This is a genomic window from Paraburkholderia unamae, from assembly GCF_003096875.1.
Classification (GTDB): Bacteria; Pseudomonadota; Gammaproteobacteria; order Burkholderiales; family Burkholderiaceae; genus Paraburkholderia; species Paraburkholderia unamae.
The window spans coordinates 259,211-279,313 of sequence record NZ_QEOB01000003.1 but is presented as its reverse complement, the minus strand read 5'-3'; the positions used below and the strand labels follow the sequence as shown (position 1 = coordinate 279,313).

18 protein-coding genes are annotated in these 20,103 nt (G+C 62.5%); 12 read left to right on the top strand and 6 right to left on the bottom strand.

Annotated features, from left to right (window positions below):
- Positions 1-64: 64 nt before the first annotated feature.
- A complete protein-coding gene (locus C7402_RS08305) occupies positions 65-1,282 on the bottom strand; it encodes a sensor histidine kinase (protein WP_116610223.1) in 1,218 nt (405 codons plus the stop codon).
- A 152-nt stretch (positions 1,283-1,434) separates the two neighbouring features.
- Between C7402_RS08305 and C7402_RS08300 the strand changes: the two genes are divergently transcribed.
- Complete coding sequence (locus tag C7402_RS08300; RefSeq protein ID WP_116610222.1) at positions 1,435-1,788, top strand: response regulator transcription factor; 354 nt, start codon at positions 1,435-1,437, stop codon at positions 1,786-1,788.
- 142 nt (positions 1,789-1,930) lie between these two features.
- Here the strand turns inward: C7402_RS08300 and C7402_RS08295 are convergent, their stop codons facing one another.
- Positions 1,931-2,212: a hypothetical protein gene (locus C7402_RS08295; protein WP_208948909.1), complete on the bottom strand. Its 282-nt coding sequence runs from the start codon at positions 2,210-2,212 to the stop codon at positions 1,931-1,933.
- A 538-nt stretch (positions 2,213-2,750) separates the two neighbouring features.
- Between C7402_RS08295 and C7402_RS08285 the strand changes: the two genes are divergently transcribed.
- The 6 genes from C7402_RS08285 (at position 2,751) to C7402_RS08260 (ending at position 9,461) form a co-directional block, all read left to right on the top strand.
- The gene (locus C7402_RS08285; RefSeq protein ID WP_116610442.1) at positions 2,751-3,278 is read left to right on the top strand and encodes a hypothetical protein; all 528 of its coding nucleotides are present in this window, start codon (positions 2,751-2,753) and stop codon (positions 3,276-3,278) included.
- A 252-nt stretch (positions 3,279-3,530) separates the two neighbouring features.
- Positions 3,531-4,679 carry an RNA polymerase subunit sigma-28 gene (locus tag C7402_RS08280; protein WP_116610441.1) on the top strand — a complete coding sequence of 383 codons (1,149 nt, stop codon included), beginning with the start codon at positions 3,531-3,533 and terminating at the stop codon, positions 4,677-4,679.
- Between the two features lie 379 nt (positions 4,680-5,058).
- Positions 5,059-5,361 (top strand): co-chaperone GroES, encoded by a 303-nt coding sequence (locus C7402_RS08275; RefSeq protein ID WP_116610220.1) that lies wholly within the window; start codon positions 5,059-5,061, stop codon positions 5,359-5,361.
- Between the two features lie 49 nt (positions 5,362-5,410).
- Complete coding sequence (gene groL / locus C7402_RS08270) at positions 5,411-7,033, top strand: chaperonin GroEL (protein ID WP_116610219.1); 1,623 nt, start codon at positions 5,411-5,413, stop codon at positions 7,031-7,033.
- A 78-nt stretch (positions 7,034-7,111) separates the two neighbouring features.
- A complete protein-coding gene (gene dnaK / locus C7402_RS08265) occupies positions 7,112-9,046 on the top strand; it encodes a molecular chaperone DnaK (RefSeq protein WP_116610218.1) in 1,935 nt (644 codons plus the stop codon).
- A 40-nt stretch (positions 9,047-9,086) separates the two neighbouring features.
- Positions 9,087-9,461, top strand: a complete 375-nt coding sequence (locus C7402_RS08260) for a hypothetical protein (RefSeq protein ID WP_116610217.1) — start codon at positions 9,087-9,089, stop codon at positions 9,459-9,461.
- A 159-nt stretch (positions 9,462-9,620) separates the two neighbouring features.
- Here C7402_RS08260 and C7402_RS08255 read toward each other — a convergent pair whose 3' ends face one another.
- Genes C7402_RS08255 through C7402_RS08240 form a run of 4 tightly spaced genes read right to left on the bottom strand, consistent with a single transcriptional unit; the run spans position 9,621 to position 14,485 of the window.
- Positions 9,621-11,030, bottom strand: a complete 1,410-nt coding sequence (locus C7402_RS08255; RefSeq protein ID WP_208948908.1) for a hypothetical protein — start codon at positions 11,028-11,030, stop codon at positions 9,621-9,623.
- A gap of 25 nt (positions 11,031-11,055) precedes the next feature.
- Positions 11,056-12,003, bottom strand: a complete 948-nt coding sequence (locus tag C7402_RS08250) for an ATP-binding protein (RefSeq protein ID WP_116610216.1) — start codon at positions 12,001-12,003, stop codon at positions 11,056-11,058.
- A 2-nt stretch (positions 12,004-12,005) separates the two neighbouring features.
- On the bottom strand, positions 12,006-13,949 hold the full coding sequence (locus C7402_RS08245; protein WP_116610215.1) for an integrase: 1,944 nt from the start codon (positions 13,947-13,949) through the stop codon (positions 12,006-12,008).
- Positions 13,946-14,485 carry a hypothetical protein gene (locus tag C7402_RS08240; RefSeq protein WP_244314780.1) on the bottom strand — a complete coding sequence of 180 codons (540 nt, stop codon included), beginning with the start codon at positions 14,483-14,485 and terminating at the stop codon, positions 13,946-13,948. Before C7402_RS08240 ends, C7402_RS08245 begins: the two co-directional genes overlap by 4 nt.
- 30 nt (positions 14,486-14,515) lie before the next feature.
- Between C7402_RS08240 and C7402_RS08235 the strand changes: the two genes are divergently transcribed.
- From C7402_RS08235 to C7402_RS08215, 5 genes are all read left to right on the top strand, one after another.
- On the top strand, positions 14,516-16,927 hold the full coding sequence (locus tag C7402_RS08235; protein WP_133254436.1) for a coiled-coil domain-containing protein: 2,412 nt from the start codon (positions 14,516-14,518) through the stop codon (positions 16,925-16,927).
- Between the two features lie 68 nt (positions 16,928-16,995).
- A complete protein-coding gene (locus tag C7402_RS08230) occupies positions 16,996-17,400 on the top strand; it encodes a hypothetical protein (protein ID WP_116610213.1) in 405 nt (134 codons plus the stop codon).
- A 611-nt stretch (positions 17,401-18,011) separates the two neighbouring features.
- Positions 18,012-18,467: a type II RES/Xre toxin-antitoxin system antitoxin gene (gene parS, locus C7402_RS08225; protein ID WP_116610439.1), complete on the top strand. Its 456-nt coding sequence runs from the start codon at positions 18,012-18,014 to the stop codon at positions 18,465-18,467.
- Positions 18,464-18,934, top strand: coding sequence for an RES family NAD+ phosphorylase (locus C7402_RS08220; RefSeq protein WP_116610212.1), 471 nt, complete (start codon positions 18,464-18,466; stop codon positions 18,932-18,934). The genes parS and C7402_RS08220 overlap by 4 nt, the downstream gene beginning before the upstream one ends.
- A 569-nt stretch (positions 18,935-19,503) precedes the next feature.
- Positions 19,504-19,866 (top strand): translation initiation factor Sui1, encoded by a 363-nt coding sequence (locus C7402_RS08215; RefSeq protein ID WP_116610438.1) that lies wholly within the window; start codon positions 19,504-19,506, stop codon positions 19,864-19,866.
- Positions 19,867-20,103: the final 237 nt, after the last annotated feature.

Genomic DNA, 20,103 nt, shown 5'->3' with positions numbered 1-20,103 from the left:
GCGTTGCACACACAGCGGCTGACAGGACCCGGTGATCTGGCCGACGCCTGCCCTGGGCGCCACGTCAGCCTTGTGGCTTCAGGTCGACGGGAAAGCGGATTTCGAAGGTCGTGCCTTGCCCCTCGCGGGACTCAAAGTGGATCTCGCCCTCGAGTGCGCGGCACAGCTCCCTGACAATCGCCAGACCGAGGCCGGCGCCCGGGATGTCGTCGCCGCCGACCCGCTCGAACTCCCTGAACACGCGCTCCGTGTCTGACGGCGCAATACCGACACCGGTATCGGCGACACGCATGGACCAACGGCTGTCACCGCATCTCGCGATGACCAGTTCGACTTCCCCCTCCCGGGTGTATTTCGTCGCATTCGACAGCAGGTTGAGCGCAACCTGCTTGAGCCGGATGCGGCTCGACTGCACGCGGACCAGTCCGGCATCAAGGGAGGCCGACAGGCGCAGGCCCTTCGCTTCGAGTGCTGGCCGGGCGGCCGTGACCAGTTCGTCAAACAGCATGGGCAGATCAACCGGCTCGATGCAGATCGGGCTGCTCTCGCCGACGACAACCGAGTATTCCACCATTTCGTCGACCAGCTGCTTCATGTCTTCCGCCTGCCGGGTCGCGAGTGCAAGTCCGGCCTCGGCCCTTGCTGGAACACGCGCAATCAGTTGGAGGTCAATCGAAAAGGCGTTCAGAAAGTTGCGCAGGTCGTGCACGAGGCTGCGCGTGATCTGCATGCGCGACCGGTGCAGCTCACTGACCTCGCGTTGCTGCTCCCGCAGTTCCTGGTTGGCGCGCTCCAGCTGGCTTGTGTATTCCGCGATGGTCCGGTCACGCTCGCCGATGACCTCGCGGATCGAGGTCAGGGTGACAAAACTGAGCGCCTCGTCAATCAGGCGCCGGGCACGGGATTCCTGGTCGCGGGTGAACGAGCCGTCGGACTCCGCGAAGTCCCGCACGGCGTCGTCCAGTTCCTGCCGGAACAGCTCCAGTTCACGCACGAGTTCATCAATACGGTAACCCTGCTGCCAGCGCACGTTCCCGTGTTGCCTCGCATTGCGTTCAATGGCACGCTCGACCGGTTGGAGATCCTGCTCTTCGAGCGCAGTGCAGATGCCGCTCAGGATGGCGGGCAAATGATCGGCCAGTTGCTCCCACGTCAGCCGGTCCGCCCCGATGAGGTCGGCATCGGCAGCAACGGCCAGCATCCATCTTTCCGTCAGGCGCGCCTGTTCCCGTCGGAGAAATCCGGCGAGGGCGTGCAGGGTTCCCGGTTGAGAATCGGTCATGATCCTACCCAGTTTTTGACGTCCTTGTGAAAGACGCGCATGCGAGGATACATTATCGTTCCCTCGCACCGCCCGCGGGCCAGTATTGATCAAGGCGGCGATCGGGAACGCTATTTGCTCGGTGGCGAAAAACAAGTCTACCGACCAGCAAAATGCCTTCTATCCTGCTCGTCGACGACCAGCCAGAGCTGCTCGATGCGTACTGCCTCATGTTCACCGCCGAAGGGTATGGCGTGTGCGGCTCACACAACGGCGTGGAGGCGCTCGAGCAGGCCCTGCGCCAGCCGCCCGATCTGATCATAACGGACTGGATGATGCCGCTGATGGGGGGCGGCGAACTGTGCCGCCAGATCCGGGCGCATCCAGCGCTGGCCCATATCCCGATCCTTGTTCTGACGGCGATGCCGCCGTCGCCGCCGGAGCCGGTGCAGTGGGACGACTGCCTCATCAAGCCAGTCCCGGCGGCACTGCTGCTCGCCACCGCGAAAAGGTGGTGTCCGCCGTGAAGCACGGCCGGCTATCCTGACGCGATCCGGTCCGCACGGGCAACGCCGGTTTTCCGTCCCTGGGTAACGGGGTGTGGGCTCGCCAGGCCAGGTTGGCGGGATCCTTCGCCCCACCTTGAAAATTTTCATCAGTGAAACTAACTTATATCCAGCTCAGGCAGTGTGCCCGGTGATGGATCGGTTGCATGCTGCGTGTTTCGATTTGTTTGCCCCGCAGCATGGCAGGCGGACTGGAGCGCGCAAGCCCGTTCTCTTCCTTGCTGCGTCGAAGGAGAAGACGATGAGCTTCCTTCATCTCCGCTCGGCTTCGACTACTTTGTTCGAGCGCATCCACCGTACGATCGTCGTCCTTTCCCGCGTTTTCCGGCCGGTCGCGCAGCGTGCCCGGCGCACGCTGCCGGACCGCATCGGCGCCATGCGGCATGCGTTTCGCCAGCTCACGTCGCACCTGCGGCGCCGTTAGCCGCGCGGTTGCCCTGCGGCCACCGCTCGCGACGACGGTGTGCCGTCGACCGTGGCGTACGCCGGCTGCGGTTCCGTGAAGCGATGAGCCGCCTCGTTCGGAGCAGTTTTCGCAGGAGCACACCGACGGTGCGATACCGGTGCACGGGGGAAGGAGAATGATCCTATGGAACAGGTGAGAATCGAGATGCGCAACGGATTGGAGATCCGTATGCACACCCTGGTCGTGAGGCACGTACGCACGGCGGCATGCCCGGAGCGAACCGCGGTGAAAGGATATCTTGTATTTGTTCAGGTCGTGAGGCATGGCGAGGTTTTGGTGAACTGGCACCTGCCAGGGCTCTGCCGGCGCTGGCCGGGTCGCGAGGAGGCGGAATCGGAAGCACTGGAGTACGCCGTGCGGCTTGTGGACTGTCGTCCGTTTCGCGGACCGCCGCCAGATGTCACGGCGGCAGTCTGGCGCCGGTGAGGAAAGCCTTGCGGATCCCGAGGAGGTCATGATGGAACTTCACATGCATTCGCATCATTTCGTTCGCCGCATGCCTGAGTGGCCCGCAGCAGTCATCGGCGGCTGCGTGGCGGGCGCCGTTTTCCTGGTGATCGAACTCTTTGCCATGCGGGTGATGGGACAAAGCGTCTGGGCATCGCCGCGCATGGTCGCGGCTATCCTCATGGGCCGCGACGTGCTCGCACAACCCGCTACGTTTGCTGCGGGCGTCATGCTGGTGGCGCTGGTCACGCACTTCGTGGTGTCAATCCTCTTCGCGGTCATTCTGGCGGTGATCATGGCGCCGTTCAGCCTGGATTCCAGTGTCGGGATGGCCTCGCTGGTAGGTGCCGTATTCGGCGTGCTGCTGTACGTAGTCAACTTTTATGGCATGACGCAATGGTTCCCGTGGTTTGTGGACGCCCGGGGCTGGGTGAGTTTCCTCAATCACGTCGTGTTCGGGTTGGTAGCGGCCGACACCTACCTGCGCCTGGAGAGAAAGGAACCGGACACCAGTGGCACGGGGGACACGAGTGAATGAGACGGTCATGCGGCGCATCGTCCGGCACGGCGTTGCGCCGCGAGAGACGGCCGGCAATGCGCGGCTTCGCTGCCGGCGTGCCCGACTCGTCAGGTTCGATGGTAGTACCCGGCCAGTGTGGGTGATTTTAAGCAGGATGCCTTATGTATAGCTGAAGATACGCTGGCACGAATGGCGAGGCAGCAGGTATGCCGGCTTGCACGACAGGCCCGGCTCGCCAGGGAGGCCCGCGCGGACATGCGCAGGTTTGAGATGAAAACGTCGATCAGTTACCGCAACGTTGCGAAGCTCTCCCGCACGGAGCTGGAAGACCTCATTGGCCGGCTCACGGAACGGCGCCTGAAGCCGCATCTGTCGCATTTTCCGACCGGGCTGGTCCGGCTGCATGCGACAGTGGAAAGAAGCCGGCATCGCAGTGTCTGCCGCGTCCGGCTCCAGTTGGTGCTGCCAGGGGGAACACTCGCCTGCGGGAACGATTCGCTGGAGCCAGGGGCGGCGATCGAGCTCTCCATGATCGAACTGGAGCGGCAGCTGGAAAGACACGTCGCACATCTGCGTCACGAAGATGCCTGGCGCCGCAAGGAACGGCGCGTCGGCTTACGGCAGCTCAAGGCCGCATTGGCAGAGCAGACGGACGCCGGATCCGCGTTGTTCGGCGAGTTCGTGCGTCCGCTGCTCGCACCGCTCCAGCGCTTTGTACAGCGGGAAATCGCGTATCTCCAGGCACGGGGCGATCTCGCCGCAGGCGACCCGACGGTCGACGACATCGTCGACGAGGCCCTGGCCCGTGCCTGTGAGCGACAGGCAGAGCGCCCACGCCGGCTCGAACCGTTGCAATGGCTTTACCAGATCGCGCTCGAACGGCTTGCCGACGAAGTGGCGCATCGACAGAGCGAGGAAGGCCAGTGCATTTCACTCGAAGGCAGGCTACTCGTCCAGCTGCACGAGCCACACGAAGACGACGACGAGCTTCTGTTCGAGTACTGGCAGCCCGACGAAGTCCTGCGCCTCGAGGACGTGGTGCCGGCAACGGACGGCTCGCCGGAGGATGCGGTCATGACCCGGGAGCTTCGCGAGCTGGTGGCAACGCTGCTCGCGGAGCTGCCGGAACCCTGGCGACGAGCTGTCACGCTCTGCCGCCTCGAAGCGCAGCCTGCGGATGCCGCAGCACAGGTTCTGGGCATTACGGAGCCGGAACTTGAAGACCGGCTTGCGCATGCCGACGCATTCCTCAGGGCCAGACTCGCTGACCTCGGACTGACACCGGAGCCGTCGGTCGATCCCGCGGGTTACATCATGCCGGGGACGCTGCCGCTGGCGTCCGGGCTTTCCAGGGATCTTGACGAGGCGACACGACGCGATGTCCCAAAAACAGCGCAGGCGCGGCCAGTTCATGATTGATCGCGGGAAGACTGCAATTTCCCGCGTGACGACGGAGGCCCACGATGAACCCCACCACGAGATCGACGCGAGGTCGCGCCGATGACATCGACACCATGCTCGACGCGGCGCTCCAGGAGACGTTTCCCGCGAGTGATCCCGTCGCCTGCGCGTGGTCGCCTTCGATCCGGCCTGCTAAGCCACTGCGCAGCGCTGGACAGGCCAGCCATGCGGCGAAGACGCTTGCCGCACCGTCAGGACCGGTACGCAGACGATCCAGGAATGGGCATCCCGGTGCGCGTGCGGGGTCGGGCTAAGTCGGGCTAAGTCCACCAGCGTGTAGGCGGCACCTGCCGTCCGCGCCATTCTTGAGCCCAATCTGATCAGAGGGAGCAGGATCATGCAACTCACACCCTTGCATGACCGGGTCGTGGTCAAGCGCATTGAACAGGAGCGCACGACTGCGGCAGGCATCGTCATCCCGGATACCGCCGGCGAGAAATCCGATCAGGGCGAAGTCCTCGCTGTCGGCCCCGGCAAACGGCTCGAGGACGGCCAGCGTGGCGTCCCGGATGTGAAAGTCGGTGACCGCGTGCTGTTCGGCAAATACGCTGGCACCACGGTCAAGGTGGAAGGCGAGGAACTGCTGGTGATGCGCGAAGACGACCTGCTCGGCGTGATCACAGCGGGCGCCGCGCCGTAGGCCAGGCAGCGGGTTGCACTACGTCTGACTGGTCAGGAGGTACCGGAAAATGTCCGCCAAAGATGTCAGGTTTCATGAGCTCGCGCGCCAGCATATCCTCACGGGTGTCAACATCCTGGCCGATGCGGTGAAGGTCACGCTCGGCCCCAGGGGGCGAAATGTGGTGCTCGAGCGATCGTATGGGGCACCGACGGTCACGAAAGACGGCGTGTCGGTCGCCAGAGAGATCGAGTTGCGCAACAGGCTCGAGAACATGGGTGCGCAGATGGTCAGACAGGTTGCCGCCAAAACCTCGGACGTCGCCGGTGACGGCACGACCACCGCCACCGTGCTCGCGCAGGCCATCGTGCGGGAAGGCATGAAGTATGTCGCCTCGGGCCTGAACCCGATGGACCTCAAGCGCGGTATCGACCAGGCGACGGCCGCGATCATCGAGGAACTCAGGACGCTTTCCCGTGCGGTCACGACCAGCCGCGAGATCACGCAGGTCGGCACCATCTCCGCCAATGCCGACGAGGAGATCGGCAGGATCATTGCGGACGCGATGGACAAGGTCGGCAAGGACGGCGCCGTTACCCTCGAAGAGGGGAAATCGTTGCAAAGTGAACTCGATGTCGTCGAGGGCATGCAGTTCGACCGCGGGTGGCTGTCCGCGTATTTCATCACCAACCCCGAGAAGCAGTCTGCTGTTCTCGAGGAACCGTACATCCTCGTGCACGACAGGAAGATCGCATCGATCCGTGATTTACTGCCCGTGCTCGAGGCCGTGGCAAGGGAGAGCAAGCCGCTTCTCATCATCGCCGAGGACGTCGAGGGCGAAGCCCTGAGCACGTTGGTGGTGAATTCCCTGCGCGGCACCCTGAAAGCGGCGGCCGTGAAGGCTCCGTGCTTCGGCGACCGCCGCAAGGCGATGCTGGAGGACATCGCGACGCTGAGCGGCGCGCTGGTCATTGCGGAGGAAACGGGCAGAAAGCTCGAGAACGTCAAGCTCGAAGATCTCGGACGGGCGAAGCGCGTGGAAATCGAAAAAGAGGCGACCACGATCATCGGCGGCGCCGGCGACCGCAAGGCGATCGACGGCCGCATCCAGGCGATCCGGCGCCAGATCGAAGAGACGACGAGCGACTTTGAGCGCGAGAAGTTGCAGGAGCGCGTCGCGAAGCTCTCGGGGGGCGTTGCGGTCATCAGGGTGGGTGCTGCCACCGAAGTCGAGATGAAGGAGCGCAAGGCGCGGGTCGAGGATGCGCTGCACGCGACCCGCGCAGCGGTCGAAGAAGGCATCGTGCCAGGCGGCGGCGTAGCGCTGCTGCGAGCGCGGGCTGCCCTGGGCGACCTGCGGGCCGGTAATCCCGACCAGGACGCCGGCATCCGGATTGTGTTGCGGGCGCTTGAAGAACCGCTGCGCCAGATCGCCACCAACGCCGGGGAAGAATCTTCGGTCGTGGTCAACAAGGTCCTCGGGCAGACAGGCAGCTTTGGGTGGAACGCGACTTCGGATACCTACGGCGATCTGATGGAAATGGGGGTGGTCGACCCGACCAAAGTCGTGCGCACAGCACTGCAGAATGCCGCCTCGGTGGCCGGGCTGATCCTCACCACTGACGCCGTGGTCGCCGAATCGCCAGAGGACGAGACCCGGGCATCCGTGTCGCCGCCGGCGATGGACTACTGAAGCACGTATGCACGACGGCAGGGCGTGTCTGGATGCGCTGGCGACGCACTGAAACCCTTGGGCACCTGGAATGACATCATGGGCAAGATCATCGGCATCGACCTCGGCACCACGAATTCGTGCGTAGCGCTGATGGAAGGCAAGCAGGTCAAGGTGATTGAAAACTCGGAAGGTGCCCGTACGACGCCGTCAGTCGTCGCGTACCTTGACGAGGATCAGATACTCGTCGGTGCGCCGGCCAGGCGTCAGGCTGTCACCAATCCCGGCAATACGCTGTTCGCGGTGAAGCGCCTGATCGGCCGCCGCTTCGATGAGAAGGAAGCGCAGAAGGATATCGGCCTGATGCCGTACCGGATCGTCAAGCACGATAACGGCGACGCGTGGGTTCAGGCGCACGGTCAGAACCTCGCACCGTCGCAGGTTTCGGCCGAAGTCCTGCGCAAGATGAAGAAGACCGCTGAGGACTACCTCGGCGAGCCGGTCACCGAAGCGGTGATCACGGTGCCCGCGTACTTCAACGACAGCCAGCGTCAGGCAACGAAGGACGCCGGCCGCATCGCGGGTCTGGAGGTCAAGCGGATCATCAACGAGCCGACCGCAGCCGCGCTCGCGTTCGGTCTCGACAAGGCCGAAAAGGGTGACCGCAAGATCGCCGTGTTCGACCTGGGCGGCGGCACGTTCGACATCTCGATCATCGAAATCGCCGACGTCCACGGCGACAGACAGTTCGAAGTGCTGTCGACGAACGGGGACACCTTCCTCGGCGGCGAAGATTTCGACCAGCGCATCATCGACTACCTTGTCAGCGAGTTCAGGAAGGAGCAAGGCGTCGACCTGTCGAAGGACGTGCTCGCGCTGCAGCGCCTGAAGGAAGCGGCCGAAAAGGCGAAGATCGAGCTGTCATCGAGCCAGCAGACCGAGATCAATTTGCCCTACATCACGGCAGACGCATCGGGACCGAAGCACCTGAGTCTGAAGCTCACCCGGGCCAGGCTCGAAGCACTCGTCGAAGATCTCATTGAGCGCACGATGGAACCTTGCCGCATCGCGATCAAGGATGCGGGGTTATCCGCCGACAGGATCGACGACGTGATCCTCGTGGGCGGCATGACGCGCATGCCAAAGGTGCAGGACAAGGTCAGGGCGTTCTTCGGGCGTGAACCGAGGAAGGACGTCAACCCGGACGAAGCGGTCGCCGTGGGCGCGGCGATCCAGGGGGCGGTGCTGTCCGGCGACCGAAAGGACGTGCTGTTGCTGGACGTGACCCCACTGTCGCTTGGCATCGAGACGCTCGGCGGTGTGATGACGAAGATGATCGACAAGAACACGACCATTCCTACACGGTTTTCGGAGGTTTTCTCGACCGCCGATGACAATCAGCCGGCGGTCACCATCAAGATTTATCAGGGAGAGCGCGAGATGGCAACCGGCAACAAGCTGCTCGGCGAGTTCAAACTGGAGGGCATTCCTCCCGCGCCGCGCGGCATGCCGCAGATCGGGGTGATGTTCGACATCGATGCGAATGGAATCCTGCATGTGTCGGCCAAAGACAAGGCGACCGGCAAGGAAAACCGGATCACCATCAAGGCTAACTCGGGTCTGTCTGAAAGAGAGGTTGAACAGATGGTGAGAGACGCCGAATCGCATGCCGCGGAGGACCACCGACTACGAGAACTGGCCGAGGCTCGCAATCAGGGTGACGCCCTGATCCACCGCACGCGCAAGGCGCTCTCCGAATACGGCGGGAAACTGGACGCCGCCGGAAAAGCGAAAATTGAAGCCGCAATCAGCGAACTCGAGGCCGCGCTCAAAGGATCCGGCAGGGAAGAGATCGATGCGAGGGTGCGCGCACTGGCGACAGCCTCGCAGCAACTCGGGGAAAAAGTCTACGCAGACGTGCAATCACAGGGGAGTAGCCCCGATGCCGCGACCGGCCCACAGGATTCCAGAGGCGTGGCACAGGACGAGGACGTGATCGATGCCGACTTCAGGGAAGTGAAAAGAAAACCGTGACACGCCGGCGAGCGTCACTGGACGTCAAGAGGTTTGTGCCATGAACAGACGATTGTGTGTCCTGGTCCCGGCAATTGTGATCGCTGGGGTATGTTCAGAGAACGCCACGTCAGCCAAGCCGCCGCTGCCGACGTTGCCCCTGCAACACGACATCTGGATCACCGGGACTGTCCAGCGTGGCAACGGAGAGTATGCGCCGGGTGACTATACGACAATCATGCTGGATCGCTCCTCCACCTCGCCCTGCAACGACAAGGTGGTATCCGACATCCTTCTTGGCGAGGGAGGCGAGTCAGCCCCCACACTCCTGCTGCCGTACCTGAACCAGCGGGTTGCCGTCAGGGGACGCGTAACCTGCCCCGACTCGGGCATTCAATTTACGCCGCAACCAGACGTCGTTTTTCCGGTCTGGTAAAGGCAAGGGGAAGCAGGTTTTGGACGTCACCATGCGCCATTCAAATCGCTGACTCCAAATCCGTCCGCCGAACCGGGGCAATCTCAGTGAGCGATCGACAGTGGAAAGCGCCCATAACCGTTCCAGGACGGACGGCGGGTGGCGCGAGCTGCGATCAGATCAGGTGCGATCGGCCGCCTCGCGGAGCGTGACGACATGAGTGCGCGAACGCGCAATGCCCAGAGCATCCCCGTCGTCCGGGTAATCCATCCAGAGCATACGCGTGGGGAAGATCAGTGGTGAGACGACGTAGCAGCCGCTTTCCTGCATACCGGATGCGATTGTGCGCCATGCGTTCCAGGTCTGGTCAAGTGCGTGAACGAAATGGCGATGCAGCCAGTCCCGCGGGTCGACTGTGGGCGGCAAATGGGCAGGCATGAAGGCCAGCCATTCGAGCAATCCAAAAGGCGGATAATTTCCCTGGCAGCGCGTGAGTGTCTGAATACTGAAGCGCCGCTCCCAGGACAGGCGCCATCCCAGCAGGGCAATCGACTGGGCAGAGGTATTGCCGTCGCAAAGCAACAAGCCGAATTCCGGCGAATGGCGAACGGAGTTGGCGTCCGGCTGTACGGGCCGGATTGAGCGCGCCAGACGGCGCACAAGATTTTTCCGGATCTTCCTGTAAACGGCGCTCAGCATGATGCATGTGTTGTCGACGTGTGGCCAGTCGGCCGCCCAGGCGAAGCCGACCGGCGGCCACACCAACGGATGAGAGCCGCCCCTGCTTCGTGCACTGGCACCGGGTACGGGATCGACGCGGGGCAGCTCTGGCGGACGGCAAAGGTATCGCTCCAGCTCGCCGATAAATTTGAGACGACGGGGAATATCCGAGCACGCCTGGATTTCGTCGCCGGGAAGGTACTGCCCGGCCGCATCGCGCATACGCCGCCTGCCTAGGCCGAGCAGCTGCACATACCGGAAGAAGTAGTCGTGCCATGCGCGCAGGCGATCCAGCCCCGCAGCGTCGATACCGGTCTTCGCGCGCAGGTGGCGAAGCGAGGCCGCAGCGAGCAGGGAGCGGCCGCAGGCCGGGCAGGCATACGGATGGCGTACGAGCCCTGTGTGGAGGCGGTATGCGAGCGGCTGCCCGCAACCCGTACAGGCCTCGCACAGGACGCATCCGTGAATGGGGCAGCGCCGGAACGCGGTGAACTGAAAAAGCGTTGCATGAAAACCCGCCGAAGCGCAGATCAGGCAGAAGCGCAGCGACCGGCTCGCCGCATCGAGCAATGCATCGAAGCGATTCGTAGTGCAAAACGAATTTTCAAGATCGTGCAGGCGGATGCGCAAGGTATCGGCCAGGCCGGTGAGCCGGAAGGCATCGGCCGTCCGGAGGTCAATACCCTCGCCCGTATTGATTGCTGGCAGGATCGCCAGGGCCTCGGTCAGTTGTGTCCAGTTCAGGCGGTTGAGCAGCTGAAATTTTGCGAACCGCGACCACGCAGACTCGACCTCGCAGGTCCATGCGGCACGCGTTGTATACGTTGACCGGTGAGCGTTGGAGACCCGGCTGTGCTCCTGCCAGGGCAACGCCCCTTCCACCAGCCGGGCGTCATCATTTCCTGGCGCGCACATAGCCGGAGACGTCGACGCCTTCGTCCCATATTGCCCTGGAAAAGGCGAAACTGGTGGAGTCGCGCGGTGCATACTGGTAAAGGATATGCTGAACGGCGCGCGTGAAGAATTCCATTGGTATTTCCAGCTCCCCCACGAGCTGGGCCCGTTTGTGCGCGTCGTCGAACGCTTCCCAGAGGGTACCGCCTTCGGCGGCCAGACGCATGCCGGCTTCCCAGGCGCGCGGGAAAAAGAAGCGCGTATGAGTCCAGCCGGAGTTCTCGGGAAATTCGCCCTGATCGTATCCCTGCAGACAGGCTGAACACTCGTGCGCGGAACGCACGCCGTGAAACGGCAATTCTTCGGTCATGAAGCGGGCGACAATCTGTTCTTCTCCGTCGCGCTGGAAAATGCTCTTCCTGGCCCGCAGCGAGGGCTGGCCGACGAGCATGGTCACAAGGCACACGCCTTCGAGCTCGAGTTCGTCGTGAATGTCGCGCAGCCACTCGAATTCCGAACTGCCCAGATGCTGGGCTTCGTCGAGGAAAACGAGAATATCGCTGCTGTGCGACTGATCGGCGATTTCGAGCAGGCGTTGCGTGAGCCGGTGCCGCAGCTGTGTCGGATCGCGTCCGGAACTCGCCTTGTGCCGGGCCATGGTCAGCAGGGCGCTGAAGAAAGCCGTCTCGGTCGCAATGCGCTTGTGCTGGCAACGCATGCGTAGGATCGGCAAGGCCGGTCGCTGTGAAGCGAGCAGTGATTCCAGAAAGAGGATCGCATAGGTCTTACCAACCCGGGAGCGGGCGTAGACCATCGCTCCGGTACGCAACGACAGGCAGCGCACCAGCAACGCATAGAATTGCGCGATCGATGGTGTCGGGATGCGGTATCTGCGCAGCACAACCGGATGTTCATCGATCGGCGCTGGCCGCAATGAGTCGGTCGCCATGGTCAACGAAAAATCTGCCCCTTGCCGAGCTCGGGCAAGCTCACGGCAGGGATGTTGCCCGGCTCCGTTGATTCTGGTGCCGCCGGGATTGCGTCACGCCTGTCCCGGTGCTCAACGGCACGTGCAGCTTCGGCGATGCGATGGGGAATTCGCCGCTGTTTCGCGCGGGACTTGCGTCGTTGATACTTGAGGTAGGCTTCTACGGGATCGGAGAGGTCGCCGTAGTCGATTTCCTTGAGACGTTTCAGCCTCAGGATTTCCTGACGAAGCCGCAGCGAGTGTGCTGTCTGGTCCCAAGGCCTGGCCGCCCTGAGCGGGCCGATTTCCTCGCCGCTCGCGAGAAACGCCGCCACGACACGCATGTCCTCGGGATCGAAATAGATTCGCAAAGGTTTGCCGATCCGGCCGGTCGCCTCTCCGAGCACGCCGCTGGAATACCGGACCCCGTAAAGGTTGACATACGGACGCACGCCGCGACTCAGGTTGCCGCGAACAATGGCCTCATGAACGGGCTGCAGCAGCATCAGGTTTTGCCGGTAGCGTTCGGCAAGTGTTCGCCATAGCCCGCCAGGTTTCTGTGCGAAATGCTGCATCATCTCGATGGGGGAATGCCCGCCCAAGCCGTCATGCGGTGTTCCGTTGTAGTTCGCGAAGCTCACGTCGAGCAATTCGGCAAGTTCTTCGCTGCTCACCAAAAGGCTGCGTTTGCCGTCCGGATCGCACAGCGCCCGCCGCACATCCTGGGCGCTGGAGCCTGTTGTACCGGGAAGCCGATGCGACAGCGTGCTGCCAACCGTGCCGAAGAACCGTTCGATATACGGCCGCTCGTTAGGCTCTGCATAGGGGCCGGCATCGACGTGGCTGCCGATCATGTCGCATACCATGGCGAGTGTCTCGCCGGCAAGGTGACTGCGTGCATTGTCGTAGCGTAACCAGTCCCACGTCGCGTATTCTGCCTCGCGAACCGCCTCGCTGATGAACCCGGCGCGCGCTTCGTAACGCAAACCGGCAATCGAGAAGGTCGTCCGCTTACGGCGGGGTTGCAGGGCGTTCTGTACGGTCCTGATGACGTCGTGCCGGTTGTACTCGGTGGCCAGCGCGAGGTGCCAGCCCAGCACCGCCCGCGTACAGACATCAAGGACAACAAGCAGCCACACGCGCTCGAGCTCGACATCCCTCTTGAGTCCGATGGGATCCGTCACCTGGATGCGCAGGCGGATATCCAGTTTGTGTCCGTCGAACTCAACCGCTTCGAACGGTCGTGTGACCGGTGGACGCGACATCTGATCCGGCGGAGGGCGAAGTGGCTGGACGCGCTGCGCGCCTGCAGCCCGCGCTGCCTGCGCAAATGTCTGGCTTGCGACCAGGCGGCGGATGGCTGCAGCCAGGCTGCGGATGCCCTGAAGATCCTGATTGAAGGGGTAATGTTTGCCCGTCAGATTCAGCTCGCGACAACGGTTGAGAAATTCCCGGTGCGTCGCGCGAAGGCCGCGCAGTTCGCCTCGCGCGCCGAAGTAGACCTTGCGTAGCTGGATCTGCCTTTGCAGGAACTCGGCCAATACCTCATGCCGCGCGAGCAGCTGTGCCATCGCTCCCGCCGCGCCGCCCCGCTTGCCGGGGATGGCCGGTTGCGTGGGCCGGGTCCGCACATAGCCCCGCGTGCGCACATGAGGAACCAGCGCGCGGAAGCCCTGGATACGCCCGTCGGCATGCGGCGTGACGCAGCGGGCGAGCAAGCGGTACAACTGGGCGCGCCGGATTCCGGTCGCACTCTCAATCAGCGTCAGGCTCCGGTCTTGCAGGTACTGGCGAATCGCCTGTTCACGGCGCAGAAATATCGTCCGGCGCGATTCCGGCAGTGCAGACGGATCGACCGTTGGCCAGCTATGCAGATCACGCAGCTCCGGGGCGAGTGCCCGACGCGTAAGGCAGTCTGGCGATCTCACGACGGGTCCGCAGTCGCCATAGCCTGCCTGAAACGCGTATGCCTGTTGAGCTCACCGACGCGCAGATCCGGACTTGCAAGCCGACCGCGTCGGGTCAGATCGAAGACGGCGGTGCGTGTCAGGACTGGATCGGTTGGCAACGCCTCGTATTCAATGGTGTACAGAGGCTTCGGTGAAGCCAGACCCTTTTCGACCCGTTCGAGAAATGCATTTGAGAGAAACGAGCCGTTGCTTGTGATATACGGCAACATACGCAGCCAGTTGTCGATCCACTGTCGATGCGGTTTCAGTGCGTCGGCGTTCACGGTCGTAACAGGCAATGGATCGAGGATATCAAGCGACTCGGCGTCAATCGCCGTGAGGGGCGTGGCCTCCAAGGCTACGAACTCGGTTAAAGCGTTCCGGCAAAGCACGAAGTCCGCAATACGGGGCTTCTGGTCAACAAGAATAAGTCCCGGATACTCGCAGAACGTCAAAACCGACGAATACGACTCCATCATCGCCCAGAAATCGACAGCCGCATGCGAATAAAGCATGAGTCGTCGGGAAAGCTTGGGGCTCCAGACATGGAACTGATGCGTCCATTTCGAGCGCTGAATTGCGATCGGATGAAAGTCAAACTGCAGCGCAGGATCGACCGGACGAGCGTCAGCCACCACCACCTCTCCGCAAAGTTCCAGATTTACTTCGCTTCGTCAACAAGATCCGAGTTTAGTTCGCATTCCCGGAAAGTAAAGATGGAGACGGAGAACGGTTGGCTTGCCAAAGCATGGCGCTTTCTTTGGGGTACGATGGAACTACTTTACTTCGCGGGACGCTACCGGATCATGCCTTCGCACGCCGTGAAGCTCTCGGTCGATGCCTTTTCGTACTGGGACCACGTTGCGGGTTCGCAGGCGCAAAAGAGCCTGGAATGGGAGCACGCCAACGTGCGCTATCGCTCGACTTTTGCCTTTCGAAAGCCGGGCAAGACAGGCAAGGCGGAGTACTTCCTCGCCTGGCGCGACGGCGCGGGCACATGGCAGCCGTTCACCGCGCCCGACGGCACGCGCTCCGATGGCAAGGCCGACACGTATGACCGCTGCGTCGAGTCGGTGTGCGGATCGCTCGAATCGTTCTTCACGAGCGTGTTTTCTGCGCAGAACCGCCGGCCGCTGTCGTCCTACAACGCCGGAGAGATCAAGCCGCTGCTCGCGGAGCTGCTGCACATCGACCATCTGCGTACGCTCTCGGCGAAAGCCGCGGACGTGGCGAAACTGCTCGGTGGCCGGCTCGACGGCATCCAGCGCGAGCTTTCGGCGCTGGGCCACAAGCGCGAAGCACTGACGCAGACGGACCAGGCGATTGTGGCTGACGTCAGGGCGATCGAGGTTGCACGGCGCGAGCGTGAAGGCCATCAGGCCGACGCGCAGACGCTCACGCAACAGCGCGCGACGCTCGCGGCGAAGCAGGCCGAATCGGCGACTGCGGAGGCGCGCCGGCGCGAACTCGGGAAGCAGCGCGGCGAGGTCAACGCTTCGCTGTCGCGCGTCGCTGCGCAGGCCGATGAGCTGGTGCGACGATTCAATGACCGTCGCGCGGCACTCGCTAAAAGCATCGCTTCCCACGAAGCGACGTTGTCGCAGCGAGCGCGCATCGAAGGTGCGCAGGCGCAGTGCGATCAGGTGCAACTCATCCTCGGTCGGGAAGAAGCGCGCATCAAGGCGCTTCAGGCCGAGATCGCCGGGCTTGAGCCGAAGCAATCAGCATTGACCCAGGCCAAGGCACAACTAAGCGGTGTGCAGGAGCAGGGGCAATCGCAGGCGGCGCTGCTCGCGACGTTGGAGAAGCAGGCCGCGGTAATCGGGCAGGTGCCGTGCACGGGCCACGCCATGCACACGGCCTGTCCACTGCTTGCCCAGGCGCGCGAGGCTTCGGTCAAGGCGGTCGAGCAGCGTGTTTCGATCGACCGGCTCCGCGCAACCTATCGGGATCGCAAGGCCCTGGTGGAGCAACTGACGCCTGCGGTCGAATCGCTCACAGCAAAGCGCACCGCGCTGGGCGCCTCGAATGAGGCACTCACGAAGGCACGCGCCGATCTGCAACTGGCCACGACGCTCGCCGCACGCAAGCCGCTTCTCGATGCGGCCGCGAACGGCCTGGCCGACGCGCGGTCGGAACTGGCCAGCACTGACGCGCAAGTGGCGACGGTTGGCGAGCATCGCAAGTCGGAGACGGCGCGCCTGCAAGGGGCCCTGCGTGATATCGACGCCGAGGCCTCCCGGCTCGCGGCGCACGATGTCACGGCTGCGATCGCTGATCTGGATCGCAGGCTCGTCACAAACCGTGAGGCCAGAGCGGCACTCGATGCGCGCATCGAAGCACTCATCCGGCAGCAGGCCACGCACGAGACACTGCGCGATGCCATGAAGACGGAACTCGCCGGCTTTGACGCAACGCGCTTGCAGGCAGAGCGGCTGTCCGACGAGATCGCGCACTGGAAGCTTCTCGCGAAGGGCCTGGGTAACGACGGTGTCGTTGCCCTGACCATCGACGATGCAGGTCCCGCACTCACGCAGACGGTCAACGACCTGCTGATGGCGTGCTACGGCCCGCGCTTTACCGTCGAGATCCGCACCCAGCGCGCGCTGGCCAGCGGCGAACTGCGTGAGGGCTTCGAAATCCTCGTGCACGACGCCGACAACGACAGCACCAAGGCAGTGGCGGTGATGTCGGGTGGCCAGAAGGTCTGGGTCAACGAGTGCCTCACACGCGGGATTGCCCTGTATCTCGCCTGTAACGCGGGCGAGCCGTACGACACGCTTTTCAGCGATGAGTCGGACGGCCCGCTGGACCCGAAGCGCAAGGTCCAGTTCATGAAGATGAAGCGCGAGGTGCTCCTGCAAGGGGGCTACACGCGTGAATTCTTCATTTCACAGACGCCTGACCTCGTTCTCGAGGCCGATGCGGTCATTGATGTCGAAGCGCTTGCCGCCTGACTTTTTCCAACCCCTGCGGGAACCATTCCCCGCAGGGGACGGCTCCTGCATTCACGGAGAGCAATATCATGTCGGAATCTGCAAAAGCAGTGGAACGGACGTCGTACCTGGATTACGTCAACGCATTGTCGCTTCAGGAAGCCTTGTGGTGGTTCATCGAAAACGGTCACGAGGATTTGCCGGGACGCAGCGAGATCTTCTTTTCGTTGCGCGAACGCATGCGCGCGGCGCGGTCTGCGGTACTCCATGCAACATCCGCAGCACGACGTATCGCTGGCTTGTTGACCGAAAGCACAGGACCGGTGCTGGACAGCGTGGTGCACGATGAGTGTTCTGCATATGCGACTGTAATCAACAACGGCGGTACTGAATCACAGGTGCAGTACCTGCTGTCGAACGGATGGGCGGAAGCGATGATCCTGCGAGAAGTTGGCGCGGATCAGGCGACGGACCACTCGTTGCCGAGGCCGTAACGATTGCGTTGAAGCCAGTCCGCCTTGCTGGTAGGGATCGGCGTTTTTTTAAGAGCATGAACGTGTAGATTGCGGCAAAGGTATTCACGTCCTAGCCGTAGGCTCACCTCTCACTGGTTGGCCACGGGATCGACATTTATCGGTCGACCGTGGCCTCTTATTCAGGCGGCAAAGCTTCGCTTGGACAGCGCTGCGACTACGTGTCTGCGCCTAGCGATGATGCTTCAAGGGGCAATCTTGATGCACCGGAGATTGGATCTGCGTCAGGCGCGATCGGAAGTGGTCTCGCGCCGATTGCCGCGCTCACCTGGGTAATGGATCTCGCGCGAATGATGTGTTGCTTCGCTTGTGGAGATATGGAGCCCCTCACAAAGCACCAGCAGGGCGGCCGAACCAGATCTGATGCGTTTATCAGGCGGCGTGGGACGTGCGCAACAGAGCGGCGAACGCGACGGGTTCCGAACGCCCCGCATGGATTGTCGATTATCGATTGGGGCGCGATCATCAACTCCAGGAGCGGGCACGAGACCTGTCTTAACCTGCTGTTCAGCAAAGATGCCCGATGTGTGGCAAAATGCCTTCATTGATTGGGCATTTTGCTCGGAGAGGCCATGGCCACTGTTGAATACCGTCCCACTGGACGCGCCAACCCGCGCCATAGTGAATTCTCGCTGCTGGGAGACCTGCTTCAGGCCCACATCCGGTCGGGGAATGATCTTGCCGCGCTGGCGACCGAGCGAGTCGGGGTCGACGTGATCGACCGTCTCGGCGAACACGGACTCAAAGCCGACGAGCTGCTCTTCATCATTCCTCGCCGGACGCTTTCACACCGCCGCCAGAATGGCGAGCGGCTCTCGACCGACGAGTCAGACAAGGCCATCCGCCTCGCACGGATAGTTGCACAGGCTGAGACGGTGTTTGGAAACCCTGAAAAGGCCATGAACTGGCTTCGCGGCAGGAAGGAGCGATTTTCCGGGAAGACGCCGCTCGAGATGGCGGCAACGGAGCATGGTGCACGGCTTGTCGAGGACGCGCTGGTTCAGATCGACGAGGGATACTTCGCCTGATGGACCTCTGGAGGATCAGTAACTATGCGGACCTTCGGGGAATCGGCGGCTTGAGGGCGCCTGGCCGGTGGCATTACCGGGGACAACCGGTCGTCTATCTGGCGGAAAACCCGGCGCTTGCACTGCTTGAGACGATGGTGCACCACGAGTTTGGGTCGCCGCTGGCGTTGCCTGATGACTATCAATTGCTTCGCGTGGAGATCGCCGGGGACGTTGCGATTGCGGAACTCACTGCGAACGTCATTCCCGATGACTGGCGCGGGAATTCGGACTGGACGCAGGCAGCCGGCAGCGAATGGCTGGCGGCAGGTCAGGAACTGCTCCTCAAGGTTCCGAGCGCCATCCTTCCTCATTCGTATAACTATCTTTTCAACCCTGCTCACCCCGGTGCAATCTCCGCGATTATCGCGGAGGCGCTGAGAGTGCCATACGATCCGGGGATCCGCACTATCCTGGGCAATACGTGAGCTTGCTCATCTCGCGCGGGAATCCTGGTTCCTGCACCCGGTGCGGGATGCATTGCGACAGGGACGGACGGCGCTCACGCTCAGTGCGGCTTCTTCGCTTGGCGGTTGCGTCGTTGCCTGCATATGGCCGAAGTTTTCAGCGATCAGGAAGTCCACCCGGCACAGCGGGGCGAATCGGGATAAACACACTGAAGACGATGGGCTTTATGGAAGATGCGCCAAAGCACGACATTATTAAAGTCACGGCGTCACATCCCGACTCCATCTGCAGCAGTAAGTGAACAACGCATCGGCGCGACGATCAATGTGATTACATCGACTGGATGCCAGCAGCAGCTGTGGGCGAGTTTGCTGAGGTGCATAAGGAATTGTCGTGCCTGGATGAGGATAATGCCGCAGTGAGTACACGAGTGAACGTTCATCGGGCCCAGCCGGACTAACGCCCTGCCGAATGTCGGGAACGAGACGGCCCTGGAAACCCGGAAAGAGATTGGGCACGGCGGGAATGGGTAGACAGCACCTGCTAGACTCGGCAATTATCGATCTGGATGTATTTGAGTAAGCCAATCATGAAGAGCAGTGCGAAGGGTGGCCTCGTTTATTCCACCGACGGCGGGCGGATGTGTCCCGATTGCAGGCGGGTGCTCGCGCAATGTATTTGCAGGGCGATCGCCAGTACACGACAGGCCGGCGACGGCGTTGCACGGGTGGTTCGCGAGACCAAAGGTCGGGGCGGGAAGAGCGTGACGATCGTTAAGGGGTTGGTGCTTGACCCCGCTGACCTGGCTTTGCTGGGTAAGCAGTTACGCGCGGCCTGTGGCTCAGGTGGAACGGTCAAGGATGGCGTGATTGAAGTGCAGGGCGACCACTGCGACCGCGTCATCGAAGAACTCAAAAAGTCCGGCCATAGTGCGAAGCGGGCCGGGGGCTAATTTCTTCAGTGGGCGGCGGCCGAGAGGTTCAATAGACCGCGCGCGGGCAGCAACAGCCAGCTATCGTCAATTCACCAAGGTCATCCACGAGATAGAGTTGCCCGGCGTCGTCCAGGGCTTTTTGGATTGATTCATCCGATATCCGGGGGCAGGGATGGCGACACAAGCCGCTCCAGTACCTCAGGGTAATGCGATCGAGCGAATAGCGCAAAATGAGATCACGGGCCCGTTCAAACG